Origin of the sequence: Caldivirga sp. MU80, assembly GCF_001663375.1 — an archaeon.
Classification (GTDB): domain Archaea; phylum Thermoproteota; class Thermoprotei; order Thermoproteales; family Thermocladiaceae; genus Caldivirga.
This window is the reverse complement of sequence record NZ_LCTF01000005.1, coordinates 1-17,645: the sequence shown is the minus strand read 5'-3', so window position 1 is coordinate 17,645 and position 17,645 is coordinate 1. Positions and strand designations below refer to the sequence as shown.

Sequence of the window (17,645 nt, the reverse complement as noted above, 5' to 3'; positions counted from 1 at the left end):
TATATAGGTTCTCACTAAGAACTAGTTCTTAGTGAGAACTCATGTACTTCAGCGATAGACCGATAAATAGCTTGAGACTATTAGTCGGTGATGGGCATAGGAGGGCTGTTTCTCGTATTAAGGATGATATTGAGAGAGGAGTTTTTGCGGCGGTTCTTGGTCCGCGTAGGGTTGGTAAGACTAGTGTTGTTAGGGTTGTGCTTAATGAATTTAATTACCCATACATCTACTTTGATCTTTCACCATACATAGGCCTTAGGTCTGTTAGTTACCAAGCCCTTGTGCCGAGCGATATGAGGTTTGGTGATAGGCAGGTTGAGGTTGATCTCGAACTTAACCTTGCAATACTTAAGTTAGGTCTTAAGAACGTTAGAGTTACTGCGTCAGTGTTTCAATCGAACCTGTTGACGCTTATGAGGGAGCTTAGTCGTAGGCATGATAGGTTTGTTGTGGTGTTTGATGAAGCTCAGGTCTTGCCGTTTATAAGGGGTTTCAATTATAGGGGCTTTCTTCAGTTTATCCATGATAATTACCCAAACATAATAGTCATACTGACGGGCTCAATGCCGGGGCTCCTTGAGAGAGTTATTGCACCATCGGCTTCTGAGGCTGGTTTTGCTAGGTTTGTTGATGAGGTCGTTATCGATAGATGGGGTTTAGACGATACCGTGGAGTATCTATCGAGGGGTTTCAATGAGGCTGGTATTCATTATACGAGGGATGAGTTGGTTGAGGTGCATAATGTTCTCTCCGGAATTCCTGGTTTCGTTGTGATGTATGGAATAGGGAGGAGTGTTGGGAAGAGCCATGTTGATGCCCTGGAGAGGGCTAGGGAGTACGCAATATCCCAGTGGCTTCATGATTTAGGGGCGTTCGTTAAATTATACAATTCCGGCGTCTACATTACCGTGCTTAAACTACTGGCTAATTTCCCAATTGGCCTATCATGGAGTGAAATCATGAGTGAAGTGGGTAGGGCATTGGGCAAGCCATTAAGTAAGTCAGTAATGCATAGGGTAATTACAAACCTGATCAAGGGTGGTTTCATAGCTAAGGTAAATAATAATTATAGGATAGAGTACCCAACATTGAGGGAGGCTGTTATCAGGGCTAGAATGCCTAATGCCTATTATTGAATACGTATTTTATCCACATAATCTCGGCTAGCTATAACAGGGCTGTTGGTTGGTACACCGAGAAGCCTGGCTATTAATGGACACTTAGCCCTTAGTAGAAATAATGCATTGCCTAACCTGGCTTTAGCTCTAGGACGTTTCGAAGTTATCCAGACCCTTCATTATCAATAGGCCATGAGACCCCAATGATGACCACAAATCCCTTTTCACCAATGCCGAGTACGCATTGCCACTTCCCGCAACTTTCACATTGCTGAGGCCGTGTAATTCATTAATGACGTACTCCTCTGTAACGTCCACCTCGTACGGCTCGGACCTGGCATAAAACAACCACCTCCCTACCCAACTCAGCAAGTCTCTTGATGAGTGCCTTATCGAATTGAAACTCACCAGCATTATCCACTACATACCCTATCGAGCCAGCCCTAGCGATGACCTCACGCAAGCCATCCCGCGTGACCCCCAACCAATGAACCCCATCATTGAGCCTAGCCAGTAGGTCATCCGTACCGAACCTGTAGCCGTCTCTCCGGAGGCGGTAGAGGTTTGTTGTCTCCACCGTCTCCTTCTCGACGGTCTCCCCGAGCCCCCTCACCGCAGCAGCTCCCCAACGGTCGCCCGCGGCTCCCAGCCACTACGGATCTCGGAAACCCAGGGTAACCAATAGGGATTGCTAGGATTGAGTTTATAAGTAAATCGCTTCATCACCAATGGTAATAAACCCCACAAATAATCATGAAAACCAAAACTGCTCCTCATGGGTATGTCCACGGAGTTAGCCGCTGCCGCCAATTCCACGTACCTTACCACATTATCACCTAAATTACTGAGTAGATTGCTTATTGCGTCCTTTGTGAGGGATTCTAGGGATGCTTTCTCATCATTATGTGGATCATCAATCCGAGCCTGCGCCTAAGCCATATGTGGGATTCCATGAATACTCTGGCCTCCTCCCCGCCCTTGCCTGCGTTCTCCATCACGTATCCACCGAGTTCCATTGTACATTGCCGGGTCCTTAACATTCAATTTCTTTAGTTCCGAATACCTAGACTCAATAAGGCATAATAGGCACTCTGGCGTGTCTACGTACCACATTGCATCATGCCTTAATCAACAGGTAGTTGATGCCTAGGTATGCTAGGAAGAGGGGAAGTAGCACTAGGTCTGTTATCTCAAGGCCGGTGGCCTCCATGGCCCATAGTGTCCCCAGGCTGAAGAGCAATGAGGATAGGACGTACTTGAGATGAGGTAGCCTAATTCTAGCTATCTGGTTCTTGATGAGTGCCGTGAGGACGACGACTACTGCTGCGGCTATTAAAGTCCCCATTAAGGTTGAGGCATAGCTCTTCGGTATTAGGGCGATTAAAACTAGGGCGGCCTCGAAGGCCTCTATTGCTGATACCGTGAACACCACGGCTAAGTCGCCACGCTCCTCCTCACCGCCCCCACCCTTGTTCATCCTCTTAAAGTACCTTCGGGCACTCCTAAGTAGCCTATACCCAAAGTAAAACAGTATTACTGCTGAGGCCGCTAGTACGTAGTCGAGTGGTAGGTAGACTATGTAGCGCCCCACCGTGAAGGTGGGTACCAACACCAGTAGGACGCCGGCTAGTGAATACAGCACAGGTCTAAACCCCCTGTACAAACCCTGGTAAATTGCAGTTACCGCACCTGCTTCGGAAAGTTCTAGGAGACTTATACCTAACGCCGCGAAGAAGACCCCAAATTCCATGCGCGCCACCCTATGGCTTTAGTTTTTAAAGATGTCCCCATGGCCATTACGCCCCGTTCCTCTCATCTCGGCGCCCCTAGTAAGAACGCATCAACCATCATTTGAATCCACGTAACATAATATTACTTAGTTGATGAGAATCCTTAATGTAAGGTAACATAACCTATAGCATCACTACGGCGATGGATGGATTTTTAATCATAACCAGGTATAGTTAAAGGGCTGCGATGGGTAATACGGCTGCTGTGGTTAGGATTTGTAATCCGCGGGATGATGAAGATTATTGTAAGTTCAATACATGCTTAAGCACCTTTGTGAGCCTTAACTTGGAGATTTCCCAATTTTCACCAGGCTCATCTTTTTCCGCCGGGTCAACCCTAACCATGTATAATACTTCACCATTCCTAAGCGAGATCCTGGCTATGCCACCGCCCTTAACCATCATGCCCCATAGGCCTTCTGTGCTTTATCCTCCTCGTCATAGGCCATTCCAACGGCTAGGTCTGGGAACGCCACTATGCCGAGGTTGGCATTATACTCATGCATGTAAGCCATTGCCTTAAACCTACCGGCCGTTATGTAGGTGGGGTTGCTTGAGAACTTACACTCAACCACAATAACCCTCTCATTACTACTAACAGCAGCGTCAGGCCTGCCCCTAATTCTCTCAGCAATACCTGTATTACCATTAACATCGCTGATTATTGAATTGTCCAATGCGCTATTGAATAGCACTAGGACCTCCTCAGTACCCTTAATGAGCAGTATTCTTCGTGGGTTACCACTCACGATTCTATAGCCGTTCTCAATGAATATGCTAAGTAGTAGTGTGTAGACAAATATCTCATAGAGTCTCCAACCAAGTAGTACCAGGTCACGCCTACTGATCCTTAACCTCCTCTGAGCAATTAAAATAGGCTTAAGGAGGTGTATACTCAATAGGTATGCGTTATAAGCCCTAATGAACCATGATGGTGAGTACGGTAAAAGCTTCCTAACCTCACTGAGTAATTCATCACCACTATACCTGATGCTGGGCTTAGGCAACCTGTTAATCAGCCCCCTAAGTCTCTTAATTGCATCGCCTAGGGCATTAATCCTACTCTCCAACTCACCCGCCATAGGTTCATTGAACTTATCACCTATCTCACCCAGTTTCGGCTTAATACCCACTACATTATTACGAACCTTGTTAATCAACTTCAGAGAACGGACAGCCATCTCCCTTAGTAGGACGTATTCAGGTGACCTATTGGTTGGGAGGTAGGTTAATGAGGCGTATAGGCCGCTTGGGTACACGCTAATAGTCCTAGCTACGTCAACCGGGCCCCAGGCCTCTTCATCGTAGGTTACGCGGAATTCCCTATACCTAACATAATCGTTTAGGGAGGCTGTTACTGCATGAACCAGGTCGTTTACCACCAGGTTCGCCATGGTGATTGATAGGTAGCTTCTGCTTAACTCATCAACATTAAGGCCTTCACCGACATACCCAAGTAAGGCTCTGATGACCTTAGCGGAGTTGCTGATTCCGTAGTGGTCAAGGTAGTACCTGCCTAGTATTGTTAAGTTTCTAAGCCTCTTTTTAAGGAGACTCCGCCTCACTAATCGTCACCCAGCCTTACTTATAAGCCTCCTCACGGTTTCGTCAAATGCCTTCAGCTCATTTCCGATTAATACGCCTAGTGAGGACCTGAGGTAATTTATGAAGTGGTCCCTAACCACCTCACGGGGATTCTTAGCCTTATCAATGATGCCGTTGACGTACGCATTGTTAAGGAGTTGAATACTGACTTTGACGGAGCCTGGGGATATGCAAAGCCTACCCCTCGACTTACCTGGCTCTGGTGGCCTACGTAGACCTCTAATGAAGTCTATTATCTCCTTATGAACGTCACTGGGTATGTCCTTGCCATACCTATTGAGGAATCCTTCAACGTCACTGGTGTCTGTTGGGCATTTGACCTCTATTATGATGAATCTCCTTAAGATTGCTTCACCAACCATGAACAGGTTCCTAATGTCGACGACATTCATGGTGCCGATGATTCTAATGCGCCTAAGTGGTTCATCGCTGTACTGCTCATAGAGTTTCATAAACTCCTCGGCGTAATTATCCCTCTCCCTGTAGCTCCTAATCTCCTCAATGAGCGTACCGGGCATCCCCCAATCCTCAGGGTTTGGTGATGTGAATATTGTGAAGAAGTCCCCGAATGCCTTATCAACATCAGCCCTATTAAACTCATCAATAATGAGGAAAACGTACCTACCCGGGTTTTTAGCCGCTAGATTATAAGCCTGTATTACAAAGCCCGATTTCCATTCAACTGAACCCATCCTAATGGTTTCACCGCCGATAACATCCCTTCTAAACCATAATGCATTGGCAACCTTGACAATGGGTGGAACGTCGCTAAGGGCTTTAGCAACCTCCTTGGCAAGGCTAGTCTTACCGACGCCAGGTGGACCAATGAGCATAACGTTACCTGTCATCACGGCATTGGCAACGTCCTTAATAATGTCCCCATTAATAAATAACCTTGATGAAACGTCTTTGGCAACATCATCAATGTTAACCTGCCTAATACGCTCAATTGTAGCACACCTTTCAATTAAGAACTTGCGTAATTTAGTCCCATCCTCATCAGGTAAGGGTATTATAGAACCAAGCATCGGCCTCTTGTTCATTAGCCCATACGGTAAATCACCTATAAGCTCCTGGGAATACTGACCCCACCTACTGCAGTCATTACTCTTATCATAGCTGGATTCGGAGCACCCCTTAATGATACTCCACGTCCCTTCATCCTTTACACACAGGAATTCAACCTCAATATCAACCCTAAGTGGCCACTTATCCCCAGCCTCATAGTCAATTGGCCAGAATTTATCATCACCCCTAAACTTACTGCGAACAAAACCACCAAGCACTATTGCACTCACTGGACTAGTCACATAGAGAAATGCATAGTCACCGGTATTAATTGAATTGTACCTGCTCTCTAACCCACTATGAAAACCCCAGACAAAATACCTAGTTCCCCCACTTCTAAGCATAATCAATGAATGCGCCGCATTAACAGCTCTACCTTGGAATACGAAATACTTCACGTAATCATGCAACTAAGTCATGTATTTAAAATTATCGTAAAACGGTACATAACCCTTATGGATTCGGGAAAACACAGTGAAGTAATGCTTGTCTGATGTGCCTAATGTAGACACATATGATGCGATTCACCGTAATATCACTATAGATTATGATTATGCTTAAAAATGTTATATCTTTAAGTTTATTATGCGTGTTAACTGGGTAAGTGCCTTAGACTGGATTGGATTGATAATCTGGCTAGTTTCTCTCATTATTCTGCCTTTCCTTAAGCTACATATTACTATTCCTAGTTACTTATGGATTTTCCCAGTGGTTTCACTTGCTCTAACTATTGCTTATAGGATTAATAGTAATATCATATATGCAGTATATATAAATATTGGTATTATTCTTATTTATCTAATATTTGTGATAATATTAGTAAAACTTTGGCTCTATCTTGTGGCCGGTTTAATATTATTTGGATTATTTATAATCGTCTTCCAATGGATAATGGGAAGGGAATGGAGAGACAATCCATTTGCCTGGCTAATACTCATCATTCTACTTATAATCATTATGGCTATCGGCGGTGCCATTGTTGGACCTATACTTGTCTTGGCAGCGCAGTTAATGAGAATGAGAGGTAAAGGTAGATATTAACCCTAACTTGTCAATTCGGATCAGCAATAGAGATGTTCCAAGGTAATTATCTACGCATTCTTTCAATTGATCTTCAATTACCTTCCTTATAATCTCGAGTAGATTAATGGCTATCTGCATTAAGTAAAGTCAGCTAGGAGTTCGTGGGGTAATTGAAGTCTATTGATGAACCTAGACGTGCGGTTGATTAAAGTTTAATTAGGTGCATTAACCTTGAAGTGAATTTGGTGAGAGACATGAGGGTTGATGATACTAATGGGGATGCTGAGGTAAATGGTTGGGTTTATGATTCTGTTGGTGGTTTTTGGTTTAGGGGTGGTGTGAAGTTTAGGCATATGCATGGTACTATCCTTGAGGTTTTTGATTACGGTGAGTATGAGTCGTTGAATGTTGTTGGTAGGGTTGTTGATGCTGGGGCCTACATAGGGGACTCGGCCATTTACTTCGCCTTAAAAGGTGCAAGGAAGGTAATAGCCATTGAGCCTCATCCTGGTGCCTTTGCCGAGATGCTTGATAACATTAGGCTAAACAATCTGGAAAACGTGATTATACCAATTAATGCAGGCCTAGCAAGCAAGCCAGGAAAAATATGCATCGAGAATGTTGATTTAGATGCCACAGTAGTTACATACCACAGGCCAGGTAATTGTAACAGTGGTATCCCAGCCGTAACGCTAGGCGAATTAATGAGTAGACTCAGTATCAATGGTGGTGAGGCTGTCCTCAAGATGGATTGCCAAGGCTGCGAATTCGACGTAATACTAAACGACTACGAGCATGTTAGGCTATTCAAGGAGTTAATCTTCGAATACCACCCATATGCCGTCAACAAACCTGTGAATGCACTACTAAGAACGTTGCAAAGGGACTACCAGTGTGAGGCAAAGGGTAGCAGGAACCGTGGGGTTGCTCATTGCATTAAGAAGCAGGCACAATAGTGGTGGCGATAATTGGCTACTCCTCTCTCTTGCGTCTTAAAGACAGGCTTAGCACGAGCTGTATGCTTAAGCCAAGGTTGAACGCATCCCACCACGTCAACCCATTGTGAGCTATCTGGGTGATTGACGTAACGAGCAGTACTATGCCAATACCAGCGAGTATTATAGACAAGGCTGGGATTACGACGCTTAATGCAGTTTCCACATCATCATACCTACCAAGCTTATTTAAGATAAGCGCCACCACGGATACTACCCCAACAACAACGGCTACTATTACCGCTATACCAGCCAGCAGTCCAAGTATTACAGCCAATACGTTAAGCCAGAAGTTCATTGATTAATATTTACTTAAGGGTTAATAAACTTGGAGATAAATCATTATTACTTCTTTTAGAGTTTTAGTTTTCCAACTGCCTTTACCCTTACCTTCACCGCATTGCCTGGTAGGTATGGCATTGCTATTTCTTCAACCTCAGCCACCTCCACCGTTGATGGATCAGCACCGGCTTCAACAGCCCTCTTCTTAGCCTCCTCGGATGCATCCTGGATAGCCCTCTCCCTGGTTATCTGCTCGTACGAGTATGCCTTCTCTACGACGGCGCCAACCAGCGCCGTGGCTGCACCTATTGCATTTGCATATTGGGCATGCTCAGGTCTAATAACCTCCCTGGCTCCCCTAAGCGTCTTGGGCCACATTGCGGATCCACCGCCAACCAGTATTACTGTTTCCGGTTCTGGCTTTAGCTTTATCCTGTCAATGGAATCCTCAAGTATCTCAATCATTTTGGCGTATGCCCTTTCAACAAGCCAGCTCGGTATCTTGGATCTGGCCAGCTCAGGGTTGCACATTGGGTCATCAATACTCATGATACCCTTTGCTAACGCTATGTCGGTTGCGGTGACCGTACCACCACCCCACGATATTCCCTCGTAAATTAACCTGTAACCGACGCTCACGGGGCCAACCTTAACGTCACCATCCTTAACCTCGACAATACTACCCCCAGCGAGACCTATAGCTATTACGTCAGGTGCCCTGATGTTTGTTCTAACACCCCCAATCTCAATCTCAAGTGCCTCCCTTGGGTAGCCATTGATTAACGCCCCTATGTTGGTTGTTGCTCCACCAGTGTCTGCGACTATGGCGTTAGGTATCTTGGTTAGGACATATGCACCCCTGATGCTGTTGGATATCGGCGCTATTACAGTGAATATGGGGAACCTAACTATGTAGTCAGCTGATGCCGTTGTGCCATCGTTTTGGGCGAAGAACATCTTGGCATGCTCAAGGCCCATATCTCTTAAAGCCTCCCTAAGCGCATTTATTGCGTTAACCATGACCTTTATCGAGGCTGCATTTAGTATAGTCGCATTTTCCCTCTCAAGGAGCCCTATTGAGCTGATTTCATGAGATAAAACTATAGGTACGCCTGGCAGTAGCTCACTGGCCAATTCCCTGACCTTAACCTCATGTTCAGGGTTAACAACTGACCAAACCGACGTTACAGCTACTGCGTCAACACCCCTATTACGGAACGCCTCAAGTGCCTTTCTAAGGGAGTCTTCGTCGAATTGCGTTATTGGTTCGCCTGTGTAGTCGTGCCCACCCCTAATCATCGTAATGCCAGCGTTAACAGAATCCCTGAGGTCAATTGGCCAGTCAAGCATTGGTTCAATGGCCTCGGTTGCCGGTAGCCCAATCCTAACGACGCCAACCTTACCTAGGTTCCTGCGTTGAACTATTGCATTTATTATGTGGGTTGTGCCGAACATGACTGCTGCAATATCATCCCTACTCACCCCTGACCCCTCCAGGACAAGTCTTAGTGCGTTGATTATGCCGCTGGTTACGTCAGGCGTGGTCATGGTCTTCTCGGCGTGTATTAGGTTATTGCCCTCGTCTAGTATTACTGCGTCCGTATGTGTGCTGCCAACGTCAATGCCAACCTTGTACTTAGTCATGGCTTAACCACCCTCTTCACCCTTACCTCTATTGGCACGTAGTCAATGTCGTATCCGAAGTACCTTGGGCCAACGGTTTCAAGGCCCTTGGAGGTCCTCCACTTCTCATTACATGGCATGCTGATTACGAGGACCCTGAGTCCGTATCTAAGCCTCTCCGTGGTTATTGGCTTACCGGATTCACTATCCAGCACTGTTATTAAGTCTGGTACTGAGGCCACCACCTCGTTATCCTTAATTGCAACTAGGTTCTCATTCTGAAACCTGATCATTAACCTTGAACCCTTGTACTCATCGAGCCCTTCGATAACAGCCTCACCACGTGCAAATCCGCCAATATTGAACCTCTGCACATCAATTATCTTACCCTTAAACAACTCAAAGCCGTGGGTAACATCAAGCAATGCATCTACTGGGTTTCTACCGGCTAGTTTAGCCTCCCGTAATGCCTTACCTACCTCAATGGCCAGGGAGATGCTGCCTTTAATGGCTGCATCCCTGTATAGTTTACCGAAGGTTGGGTATATTGCAATCCATGCCGAGCCACCATACTTAACCGTGATCGCCCTAGCTATTCTCTCAGCCCAGTAGTTGTCCACCGTGTCCAGGATCGCTGCATTACCCCTCTCGTCGGATATAGCCATGGGTGTTGCCTTAATGCCGTATATGTGAAATGTGACCATCTGCAACTCTGGGAATGCCCTACCCATACCATCCGCATCTATCACAGGTAACCCCCTCTCGGCGCCAACTACCAGTGGTATTGTTGAGTTTACGCCACCAGCCTCTATTGGCGATATGAAGTCAACCCTCCTGTTGAAGTAACCCTCAAGTAACCTAAGTGAGTATAGAGCCTCCTTACCACTTGGTATCTTCTCCATAAGCACAACAGGTGTTCCCATGGCTGCCACAGGTACTATGAAGGCATCTCCATCAGCCTCATCAATGCTGACAATCTCAATCCTTCTGCCCCTCTCAAGCTCCTGAATAACCATCAACTTACCAATGTAGGGATCCCCTCCACCACCAGTACCCAGTATTGCGGCCCCTACCACAAGATCCTCGACATCAGTTTTAGATAGGTGGTAACGTACCATATTAAGTTGCGTTGTATGGGAATAGATTTTAAATATTATCATCATTAGGAAATGTAGTATGTAATGAAAAATATGGATAATGCTTAAAAAACAATCTAGTGCATACGTTTCATATGGAGGGGAGAGGAAGGGGTATATTCTTCGACGACTACTCACTAGAGGAGGTGCCTTCCACGGAAAGGTATGGTTTATATAACATGTTCCTTACGTTAAGTGCATCGTTTGGAGCCATAGCAGTCCTCTTTGCTGGCGGTGTTCTTGGCGGTGGGCTTAACTTCGTTGATGCCACAATAGCGGTGCTAACGGGAGGTACCACGGTCCTCGCTATAATAGGTGCCCTTAGTGGTGCTATTGGTGCTTACTCAGGCTTATCAACATACGTTGGTTGGAGGTTCCCCTTTGGCAGGGTTGGTGGTAAGGTTCTTGGGTTCGCATTGATAACGATAACCACGGGCATTGGGTGGTTCGCGGTTGAGAGCTGGTTCTTCGGTGTCGTTATGAACGAGATCTTTCCACATAACCCATTCTTCTCCGTATGGGCAGCAGCCCTTTGGGGTGGGATCCTCATGATATTGTCTACGTACATAGGCTACAGGGCGTTATCATTCCTTAGCTACTTCATTTTACCGCAGCATGTCTGGCTCATTGCGGTTGGCCTACTGCTCGCCATTTCACTACATGGTGGATGGGGTGCTGTTTTTACGGCAGCACCTAAGTCACACATGACCCTTACTGATGCTATAACAGACACCGTTGGCCTATATATAGCTGGGTCCTTGATAGCACCCGACATAACCAGGTTTGCCAAGAGGGCTAGAGATGCGGTTACGGCATGGGTACTGCACATGTACGTCTTCTACCCATTCTTAATACTAGGTGCCGTGGCCATAGTGCTACTGACGGGTAGTGTAATAATCACGGAGGACATGTTAAAGCTTGGCATGGGTGTTGGTGTCTTGCTTATAATAATACTGGGGCAGTGGATAATAAACACGGTTAACCTATACAGTGGTAGTTTAAGCTTTACAAATGCTATACCGGTTAGGAGGGACTTATCCTCAATAATAGTCGGCGTCATAGGTACGCTGCTAGCGGCCTACTGGGGGTACACGGCCGGCGCCTCATTAACACCCTTTGAAAACTTCATAACGCTACTTGGTTCACTACTACCCGCTGCAGGTGGATCAGTGTTCGCTGAGTTTTACATTGTTAAGAGGTACTTTGAGGGTATTAAGGATCCACGCCAGAGGTTTAAACTTGAGCCTGGTAGGGAATACCCGGAGGTGAACCTAGTTGGGCTACTGTCATTCGCCGCCGGTGCATTGGCCGGCTTCTTTGTTCCGGGCATTGCGGCTATAAACGCAATACTGGTGGCCTTCGTCGTGCATGTGGCATTGGCGTACGTGTTCAAGAGAGCAGGCATTAGGTATGAATTCGGTAGGTACGTGTATAGGAGTGGTTTAGAAAGGGTGGTTAGATGAACTTCCACAGGTTTAGTCTCTACTTTTCCGCCGTGCAACTAGCCTTTTCGGCGATACTTCTTGGTACGTTGCAGCTTAACTCCAATATCTACGCATTGTACCACACGCTGGCTATCTCCCTATTCATGCTGATAACTGCCGTGTTGGGGATATACTTCTCGTGGAGGGGGCAGGGTAGCCGTGTTGTTGCCGATGCCTGGCTAATCATATCAATAGTGACAGCTTACATCGCAATAGACGTTTCACCATTCTTCAATAGCCCTGTGAAGCCATTGGAATTGGCATTGACAGGTATAGTGACGGTCATATGGGTGGTTGACCTGTATATTGCGTGGAGGGCTAAGTTACCGGTACTGAGACTCTAACGCTGCACTAAGTGTGCAGTGTCCTCGTTAAAATTGGCCTTATCTCTCCATGTAGCTTTATTATAGTCTCCCACTCACTTTCATCATAAAACTTAACGCTTCCTGCGGTAAACCCTTTGGCAATCTCCATTACGAATCTTGATGTCTCATCGAGGCTATTAATGTTTGTGGCATAGCTTGCTGAGCCTGGTACCACGGTTTCCGTTATCGTAGCTACACCAACCACTGGGGAGTGCGTGTAAAGCCAGGGTTGCATGATACTGTTTATATGATATATTGGTGTCGAGAATGGTAGTAAGTCCTGCATTGTTATTGGCACTATAATGGGCAATCTTCCAGTTACCCACATGTATATGTTTATTAAATCATCACTGACCTTGAGTATCCACCCATCCTTAACAGTGGGGGTTATTGCAAAACCACTACCCTTAACAACCAGGTTAGCCTTCGTCGCATCAATACTTAACACGGCGTCCATTTGTGGATCAACCTCCCTCTTTAAAAGCTCAAATATGCTTACTGGGCTCGACATCATCGGTGCTGGTCTATGAGGGGTTACCACGGCATTAGGGCATATATTCGTGGTTACTATTACGTCGCCATCAAGAACATCACCCCTCATGCTCATTTCGGCAAGTTTATAGGCAACGGTTAAGGCTATTATAGCACCATCAGCATCAGATACCAAGCCCTTTATCAACGGCCTTGCACCAACACCACCAAGCCTACCAATAATACCTAGAGTTGGTGCATCACCACCATTGTACTTACCGCGTTTTCCCAGAACTATAATCTTTACAAAATCCGTAAATCCCTTTTCACTACTAATACGTTCAATACTTATCGTTAGGTATTTATCGAGACCCTTAGTGATAAAGAGTTTTCGAACAGAGTCACCGTCAACGTTCGGGTTATCGAGTAAATCTATTATTTCTAACAGGTACTTAAGCATCGACATACCATCACTTCAGGTTTTTCCCTTAAATGCATTATGCAGATAATTCCCTAATTACCTCAGCCATAATTGTCCTAGGCAGTATCACGGGCTTTCCAGAAACCTCCCTAACCACGTTCCTCATGTCTATGCTATAGCCCAGTGAGTCAAGGACCACCACGTCAACGTTACTGGCACGTAAATACTCAGCGGCCCTTCTGAAGTCATATTCACTACTTGTATATGCTGATACTGGTATAACAACCACGTCGCTAATAATACGCCTCCACCTCTCCTCCTCCATACGCATCTGATCCTTATCATGCACGATTACGCCAAGTCTTCTTACACCACTAAGCGAAGACACCACGTTCATGGTTAACCTGGAGGGCTCCACCATGAGCCTTCTTGACGATAGTTCAGGGAAGTCACCGGTACACAGTAGGCCAATCACATTAACGTAGTCCTCAAGGTAATTTATACACCTCTGCATCCTTTCAATGATCTTAATCTTACTAAGTTTCACCACGGTATCATCCCTAAGCCTAGTAACTAACACGTAGTCACTGGGTTTAGGCAATAGGTTCCTTATCTCATCTCTGCTTAAGCCATCTAAAGCACCACACTCCATTAATTCAACATCAATGCCAAGTATAGGTTTAATTTCACTGGTTATGTCAACCCTAGGCGATTCACCTATTGTCACAAGCCCAACTCTCCTACCTGACCTCATATAGGCATTAGTGTAGAGAATCTTTTTATTTTATTAGGACATTATACCATTACATCAAGGCCCCTTAAAGCCAAGGTTGACTGCACATGGCTTAACACCGACACCCAGCGGCGGCTATCATTACTCTGGGTCAGTTTGTAAAACTCAGGTAAAAGGTGATGTTAGACTTTAGCGTATTTGTGGAGAGTCGGAGTTACTGCACATGCGCTTGAGGAATCGTGACTGGGAGAGGGCTAGGAAGGTTCTATTAATCATCCGCAATGAGGTTGACTCCATGATTAATGCTGAGCTTTAGTGTACCGTGCCGACAAGCAACGAGTAGGTGCAGTGGAACTAGTGCCCATTGGGAACCAGGTAACTTGGTTCCTTAATCCCCTTCTTACCCTACATGAATCCCCCTAATGAGCGCCTTAGGGTAAGGGTACCTCACGTGCATGCAGGGTAATGCTACAGCGCCATAAGTCAGGGGAGCTCAGAAACCCAAAAACTAATGCCAACACCCGGGAAAAACAACACTAGTTAGGAATTAAATGGACAGTGTCATTCATTCAATTTTTAATCGTTAGTGAACTTGAAATCCCCATTTAGGTGAAGAGGCCTTACTTGGATCATGAGTCAGTTCGCCCCAACTGACTCAAGAAACCGAGTCCTAATGGTGTCCCTAGGAATTGAATTGAAGTAGGCTACATACTTAGAAGAAACAGTTCCGTATTGATAGGTAGTCTATATAATAAGTTGAATACTACGATAACTATGCCATTATATTATAATTCATTACTATTTGTTAGTCACATATTCCTATATATAATATGTATTTAACCGATAATACCATATAATATTATTTATCATGTTGAATATTTAATCTAATGTTATTTTATTTCTCTATAGTGTATTCAGTATTTAATTGTTATTTAATGTGAAGCCTTATTGAGAGGGGTGGTTATTTAGTGCTAAGGATGCAGAAGGGGGCAAGCCGCTTAGGGCTTTAATTATACGGAGGTTGTGCATACTGCTGCCGAAGATTCATAACCTGCTTGAGTTAGTTGAGGGGTTAAGGGATGGTGGATTGCCGGTTAATGAGGTGATGGATTACCTAAGGGATTTGAATTCATACTACCTCGTCTCCAGGTTCCCAGATGCGGCAAATGGGGTACTTAGTGAAGTGTACTTGGGGGAAGATGGATGAGAAGTGCGTGGAGGTGGTTATAAGAGTTGCTGAATGGGTGAGGAGGTTACTGGCATTTTAAGGTTATATGTAAGTTGAGGCTATATAATCATCATTCTAGGATTTTTAATTCGATGGTTTGCGGAATATTCAGCATGGCGAGGAATAGGCTTACCGGTATCACATTATCTCCTAACATGTCTTTGCTTAGGATGTAGATCTTCTTCATCCTGCCCAGGATCCTTCTTTCATGCTTAACCCTTCCGAACTTAACTTCAAACCCAATGGGCTCCCCATCCTCAACCACTGCATCAACCTCACCTCTAGCCTTAGTGTAGTGGACGTCGTAGATCCTGGATAGGTGGGTTAGGACTATGCTCTCCACTAACCCGCTCTCGTCAGGTAACCTGGCCGAGGTCCAGAAGGCAAAGGCCCTGTAGATGAAGGGGTCGATGAAGTAGAACTTCTTCTCCTTTCTGGGCATCACATTACCCTCAAGGTCCACCTGCTCCACAACCTTAAGCAGGTGTAGTCTCTCCAGTAGCTCTACGTAGCTTATCGCAGTCTTAACCGTACCCACCCCAAATGACCTGGATAGCGTATGGTAGCTGAATTCACTGGCGGTCCTCTCCATTATCCCCCTAACCGTAAGCTTGAGGAAAGTCTCACTCCTCCTGAGCCTATTCACATCACTCACAATGCTTGATATGAAGTCACTGAGTACATCGCTGGAAATGCCCCCAGTCCTTAGGAAGTCCCTAATGGCATTTGGAAATCCACCAGTCACCTCATACCTCTCCAGAAGATCATTTAGGATTGGAATGAATTGGTTATATGCTTGGTAATTCGACAGGACGAAGCCTAAGTCACCCCTAGGTAAGTGAATGTTAAAGAGCTCCACATACCTGGAGAAGGGTAGGGGTAACATTAGCAGTGTTTTACCACCACCCCTCCTCCCAGGGAAGGTCTCAACCTCCCTCTTAGCTGATATTGATAACGACCCAGTCACCACCAGGACGTCGTTTCTGAACTGGCCTCCTCCCCGTTCTGAGGGGTGGGTGTTGTCTTAGAACGGGGTGGTGTCCTCGCCCAGCCTTCATTGGCTTCTCTGGCTGGGTTCATGGGGCTGCCCCGGGCCAGCACTGCGGGGCTTTCCTCGCTGGCCGTGAAAGTCTTTAATATTGCATGCAGGTACTGTACGATGGGGTATGGTATAATTGGGTTGGAATCGCCTTCACGTACCTTCCAATTCATCTTCTCCCTCTTCAAATCCCACCACACGCCTTTGGTCCATGCTTCTGGTGTTGTTTTCCAAGCCATATTGAGTATGGATGCGTAGTCCCTATGCACGAGGTGTCCAAGTGGGCATTTTAAGAAATGCCAATCATCAGTCCTCTCAAGTCTCGTAAAATGAATTGGACAAACCCTGCTGTTCCTATAGGATGATGCGTGGAACAGTTTAGAGCCGCGCTCTAAAGCCTTATCCACAATAGCCCTCTCCACAGCCTTGAATGGTATCTGCTTTATGCGGTGTCTTGTTTCGTTCCTCCTGATTTCATTAATCATTGATTCCTGCGGGTTATCACCAAGTTCCTCGGTGATTATGATTGCTGGGTTCTTGGTTAACTCACTCGCCACATACCTAACCCTACCAACCTTCCTCTCTTCCTCGCGCAGCCTCTTCACGCGCTTCCTAAACTCCCTTGTGTTCGTTATGTTCACGTAATTACCGCTCGGTAATGCGAAGTGTGGTTTTAGCCTATCGATAATTGCGTCCCTAATCCTTTCATACCTCCTGGCTAGCCTACCGAAGTCCGTCCTAATCATGTAGAGCTGTGGCGTTAGATACTGCCTATTCCAATTAACCACCTTATCCACGGTGGATGGTAAATCAATCCTACTAACAGCAACGGTGTTCTCGTTTATGTCGAAGGCAACAATTGACTGTGGTCTTTCCTCCCTAGGCTTTATTTCGAACACGAACACTACGTACCACTTGTTTGCCTTTCTCTTAACAATCAACGTCCTGGCAAGCTCAGCCTCTCCATTCAACACTTTCCACCAGTAGAGCCAGAAGCGCTTGTGCAACCTTAACCAAACCTCCCTTCTCCCGCCGAGCAGTGATAGGCTAAGCCTAACCGGGGCTATTGACCTAGCGAACTGTTCATAACTCCATGCCTTCTCCGTAAACCTAATCGAGACGCTCCTAACCTCTGGATAGGGCTTGCTCACCAAGCTCCTCATTCCCCTTTTAACGAATGATTCCGCAACCTCAGAGGCTTGCCTAATCGCCTGGATTACTAAGTGAGCATGCAAGCCCGGATACTCCTGCCTATACTTACGGT

At 45.8% G+C, this 17,645-nt stretch carries 18 protein-coding genes; 6 read left to right on the top strand and 12 right to left on the bottom strand.

Annotated features, from left to right (window positions below; genetic code table 11):
• Positions 1 to 41: 41 nt before the first annotated feature.
• Entirely contained in the window at positions 42 to 1,136 is a 1,095-nt protein-coding gene (locus AAX04_RS02185) for an ATP-binding protein (RefSeq protein ID WP_066793345.1), read from the top strand.
• A gap of 271 nt (positions 1,137 to 1,407) precedes the next feature.
• Here the strand turns inward: AAX04_RS02185 and AAX04_RS11800 are convergent, their stop codons facing one another.
• From AAX04_RS11800 to AAX04_RS02170, 5 genes are all read right to left on the bottom strand, one after another.
• Positions 1,408 to 1,731, bottom strand: a complete 324-nt coding sequence (locus AAX04_RS11800; protein ID WP_156519654.1) for an ARMT1-like domain-containing protein — start codon at positions 1,729 to 1,731, stop codon at positions 1,408 to 1,410.
• Positions 1,732 to 2,235: 504 nt separating this feature from the next.
• Complete coding sequence (locus AAX04_RS02180; RefSeq protein ID WP_066793342.1) at positions 2,236 to 2,868, bottom strand: hypothetical protein; 633 nt, start codon at positions 2,866 to 2,868, stop codon at positions 2,236 to 2,238.
• A gap of 280 nt (positions 2,869 to 3,148) precedes the next feature.
• Positions 3,149 to 3,310, bottom strand: coding sequence for a hypothetical protein (locus AAX04_RS11795; RefSeq protein WP_156519653.1), 162 nt, complete (start codon positions 3,308 to 3,310; stop codon positions 3,149 to 3,151).
• Positions 3,310 to 4,473, bottom strand: a complete 1,164-nt coding sequence (locus AAX04_RS02175) for a hypothetical protein (protein ID WP_066793339.1) — start codon at positions 4,471 to 4,473, stop codon at positions 3,310 to 3,312. The genes AAX04_RS11795 and AAX04_RS02175 overlap by 1 nt, the downstream gene beginning before the upstream one ends.
• Before the next feature lie 6 nt (positions 4,474 to 4,479).
• A complete protein-coding gene (locus AAX04_RS02170) occupies positions 4,480 to 5,979 on the bottom strand; it encodes an AAA family ATPase (RefSeq protein WP_238377763.1) in 1,500 nt (499 codons plus the stop codon).
• Between the two features lie 187 nt (positions 5,980 to 6,166).
• On the opposite strand from AAX04_RS02170, the gene AAX04_RS02165 reads away from it, so the two are divergent.
• Positions 6,167 to 6,622, top strand: coding sequence for a hypothetical protein (locus tag AAX04_RS02165; protein ID WP_066793333.1), 456 nt, complete (start codon positions 6,167 to 6,169; stop codon positions 6,620 to 6,622).
• A 236-nt stretch (positions 6,623 to 6,858) separates the two neighbouring features.
• The gene (locus AAX04_RS02160) at positions 6,859 to 7,560 is read left to right on the top strand and encodes an FkbM family methyltransferase (protein WP_156519652.1); all 702 of its coding nucleotides are present in this window, start codon (positions 6,859 to 6,861) and stop codon (positions 7,558 to 7,560) included.
• A gap of 16 nt (positions 7,561 to 7,576) precedes the next feature.
• Here AAX04_RS02160 and AAX04_RS02155 read toward each other — a convergent pair whose 3' ends face one another.
• The 3 genes from AAX04_RS02155 to AAX04_RS02145 are packed head-to-tail and all read right to left on the bottom strand — an operon-like array spanning position 7,577 to position 10,622.
• Positions 7,577 to 7,897, bottom strand: coding sequence for a hypothetical protein (locus AAX04_RS02155; protein ID WP_066793330.1), 321 nt, complete (start codon positions 7,895 to 7,897; stop codon positions 7,577 to 7,579).
• Positions 7,898 to 7,953: 56 nt separating this feature from the next.
• Positions 7,954 to 9,525: a hydantoinase/oxoprolinase N-terminal domain-containing protein gene (locus tag AAX04_RS02150; protein WP_066793328.1), complete on the bottom strand. Its 1,572-nt coding sequence runs from the start codon at positions 9,523 to 9,525 to the stop codon at positions 7,954 to 7,956.
• Positions 9,522 to 10,622 (bottom strand): DUF917 domain-containing protein, encoded by a 1,101-nt coding sequence (locus AAX04_RS02145; RefSeq protein ID WP_066793326.1) that lies wholly within the window; start codon positions 10,620 to 10,622, stop codon positions 9,522 to 9,524. The genes AAX04_RS02150 and AAX04_RS02145 overlap by 4 nt, the downstream gene beginning before the upstream one ends.
• A gap of 113 nt (positions 10,623 to 10,735) precedes the next feature.
• On the opposite strand from AAX04_RS02145, the gene AAX04_RS02140 reads away from it, so the two are divergent.
• Positions 10,736 to 12,103 (top strand): cytosine permease, encoded by a 1,368-nt coding sequence (locus AAX04_RS02140; RefSeq protein WP_066793324.1) that lies wholly within the window; start codon positions 10,736 to 10,738, stop codon positions 12,101 to 12,103.
• Entirely contained in the window at positions 12,100 to 12,468 is a 369-nt protein-coding gene (locus AAX04_RS02135; protein WP_066793321.1) for a hypothetical protein, read from the top strand. Before AAX04_RS02140 ends, AAX04_RS02135 begins: the two co-directional genes overlap by 4 nt.
• A gap of 7 nt (positions 12,469 to 12,475) precedes the next feature.
• Here AAX04_RS02135 and AAX04_RS02130 read toward each other — a convergent pair whose 3' ends face one another.
• Together AAX04_RS02130 and AAX04_RS02125 are read right to left on the bottom strand one after the other, a co-directional pair.
• Positions 12,476 to 13,426 carry a DUF1177 domain-containing protein gene (locus AAX04_RS02130; protein ID WP_202904410.1) on the bottom strand — a complete coding sequence of 317 codons (951 nt, stop codon included), beginning with the start codon at positions 13,424 to 13,426 and terminating at the stop codon, positions 12,476 to 12,478.
• A 31-nt stretch (positions 13,427 to 13,457) separates the two neighbouring features.
• Positions 13,458 to 14,135, bottom strand: coding sequence for an AroM family protein (locus tag AAX04_RS02125; protein WP_066793315.1), 678 nt, complete (start codon positions 14,133 to 14,135; stop codon positions 13,458 to 13,460).
• A 1,000-nt stretch (positions 14,136 to 15,135) separates the two neighbouring features.
• On the opposite strand from AAX04_RS02125, the gene AAX04_RS02120 reads away from it, so the two are divergent.
• Positions 15,136 to 15,321, top strand: a complete 186-nt coding sequence (locus AAX04_RS02120) for a HEPN domain-containing protein (RefSeq protein WP_066793313.1) — start codon at positions 15,136 to 15,138, stop codon at positions 15,319 to 15,321.
• 91 nt (positions 15,322 to 15,412) lie between these two features.
• On the opposite strand, the gene AAX04_RS02115 is transcribed toward AAX04_RS02120, so the two are convergent.
• Both AAX04_RS02115 and AAX04_RS02110 read right to left on the bottom strand, forming a co-directional pair.
• The gene (locus AAX04_RS02115; protein WP_202904409.1) at positions 15,413 to 16,312 is read right to left on the bottom strand and encodes an ATP-binding protein; all 900 of its coding nucleotides are present in this window, start codon (positions 16,310 to 16,312) and stop codon (positions 15,413 to 15,415) included.
• On the bottom strand, positions 16,306 to 17,645 hold a 1,340-nt coding region (locus AAX04_RS02110; protein ID WP_066793311.1), incomplete at its 5' end, for a zinc ribbon domain-containing protein. The genes AAX04_RS02110 and AAX04_RS02115, both read right to left, overlap by 7 nt.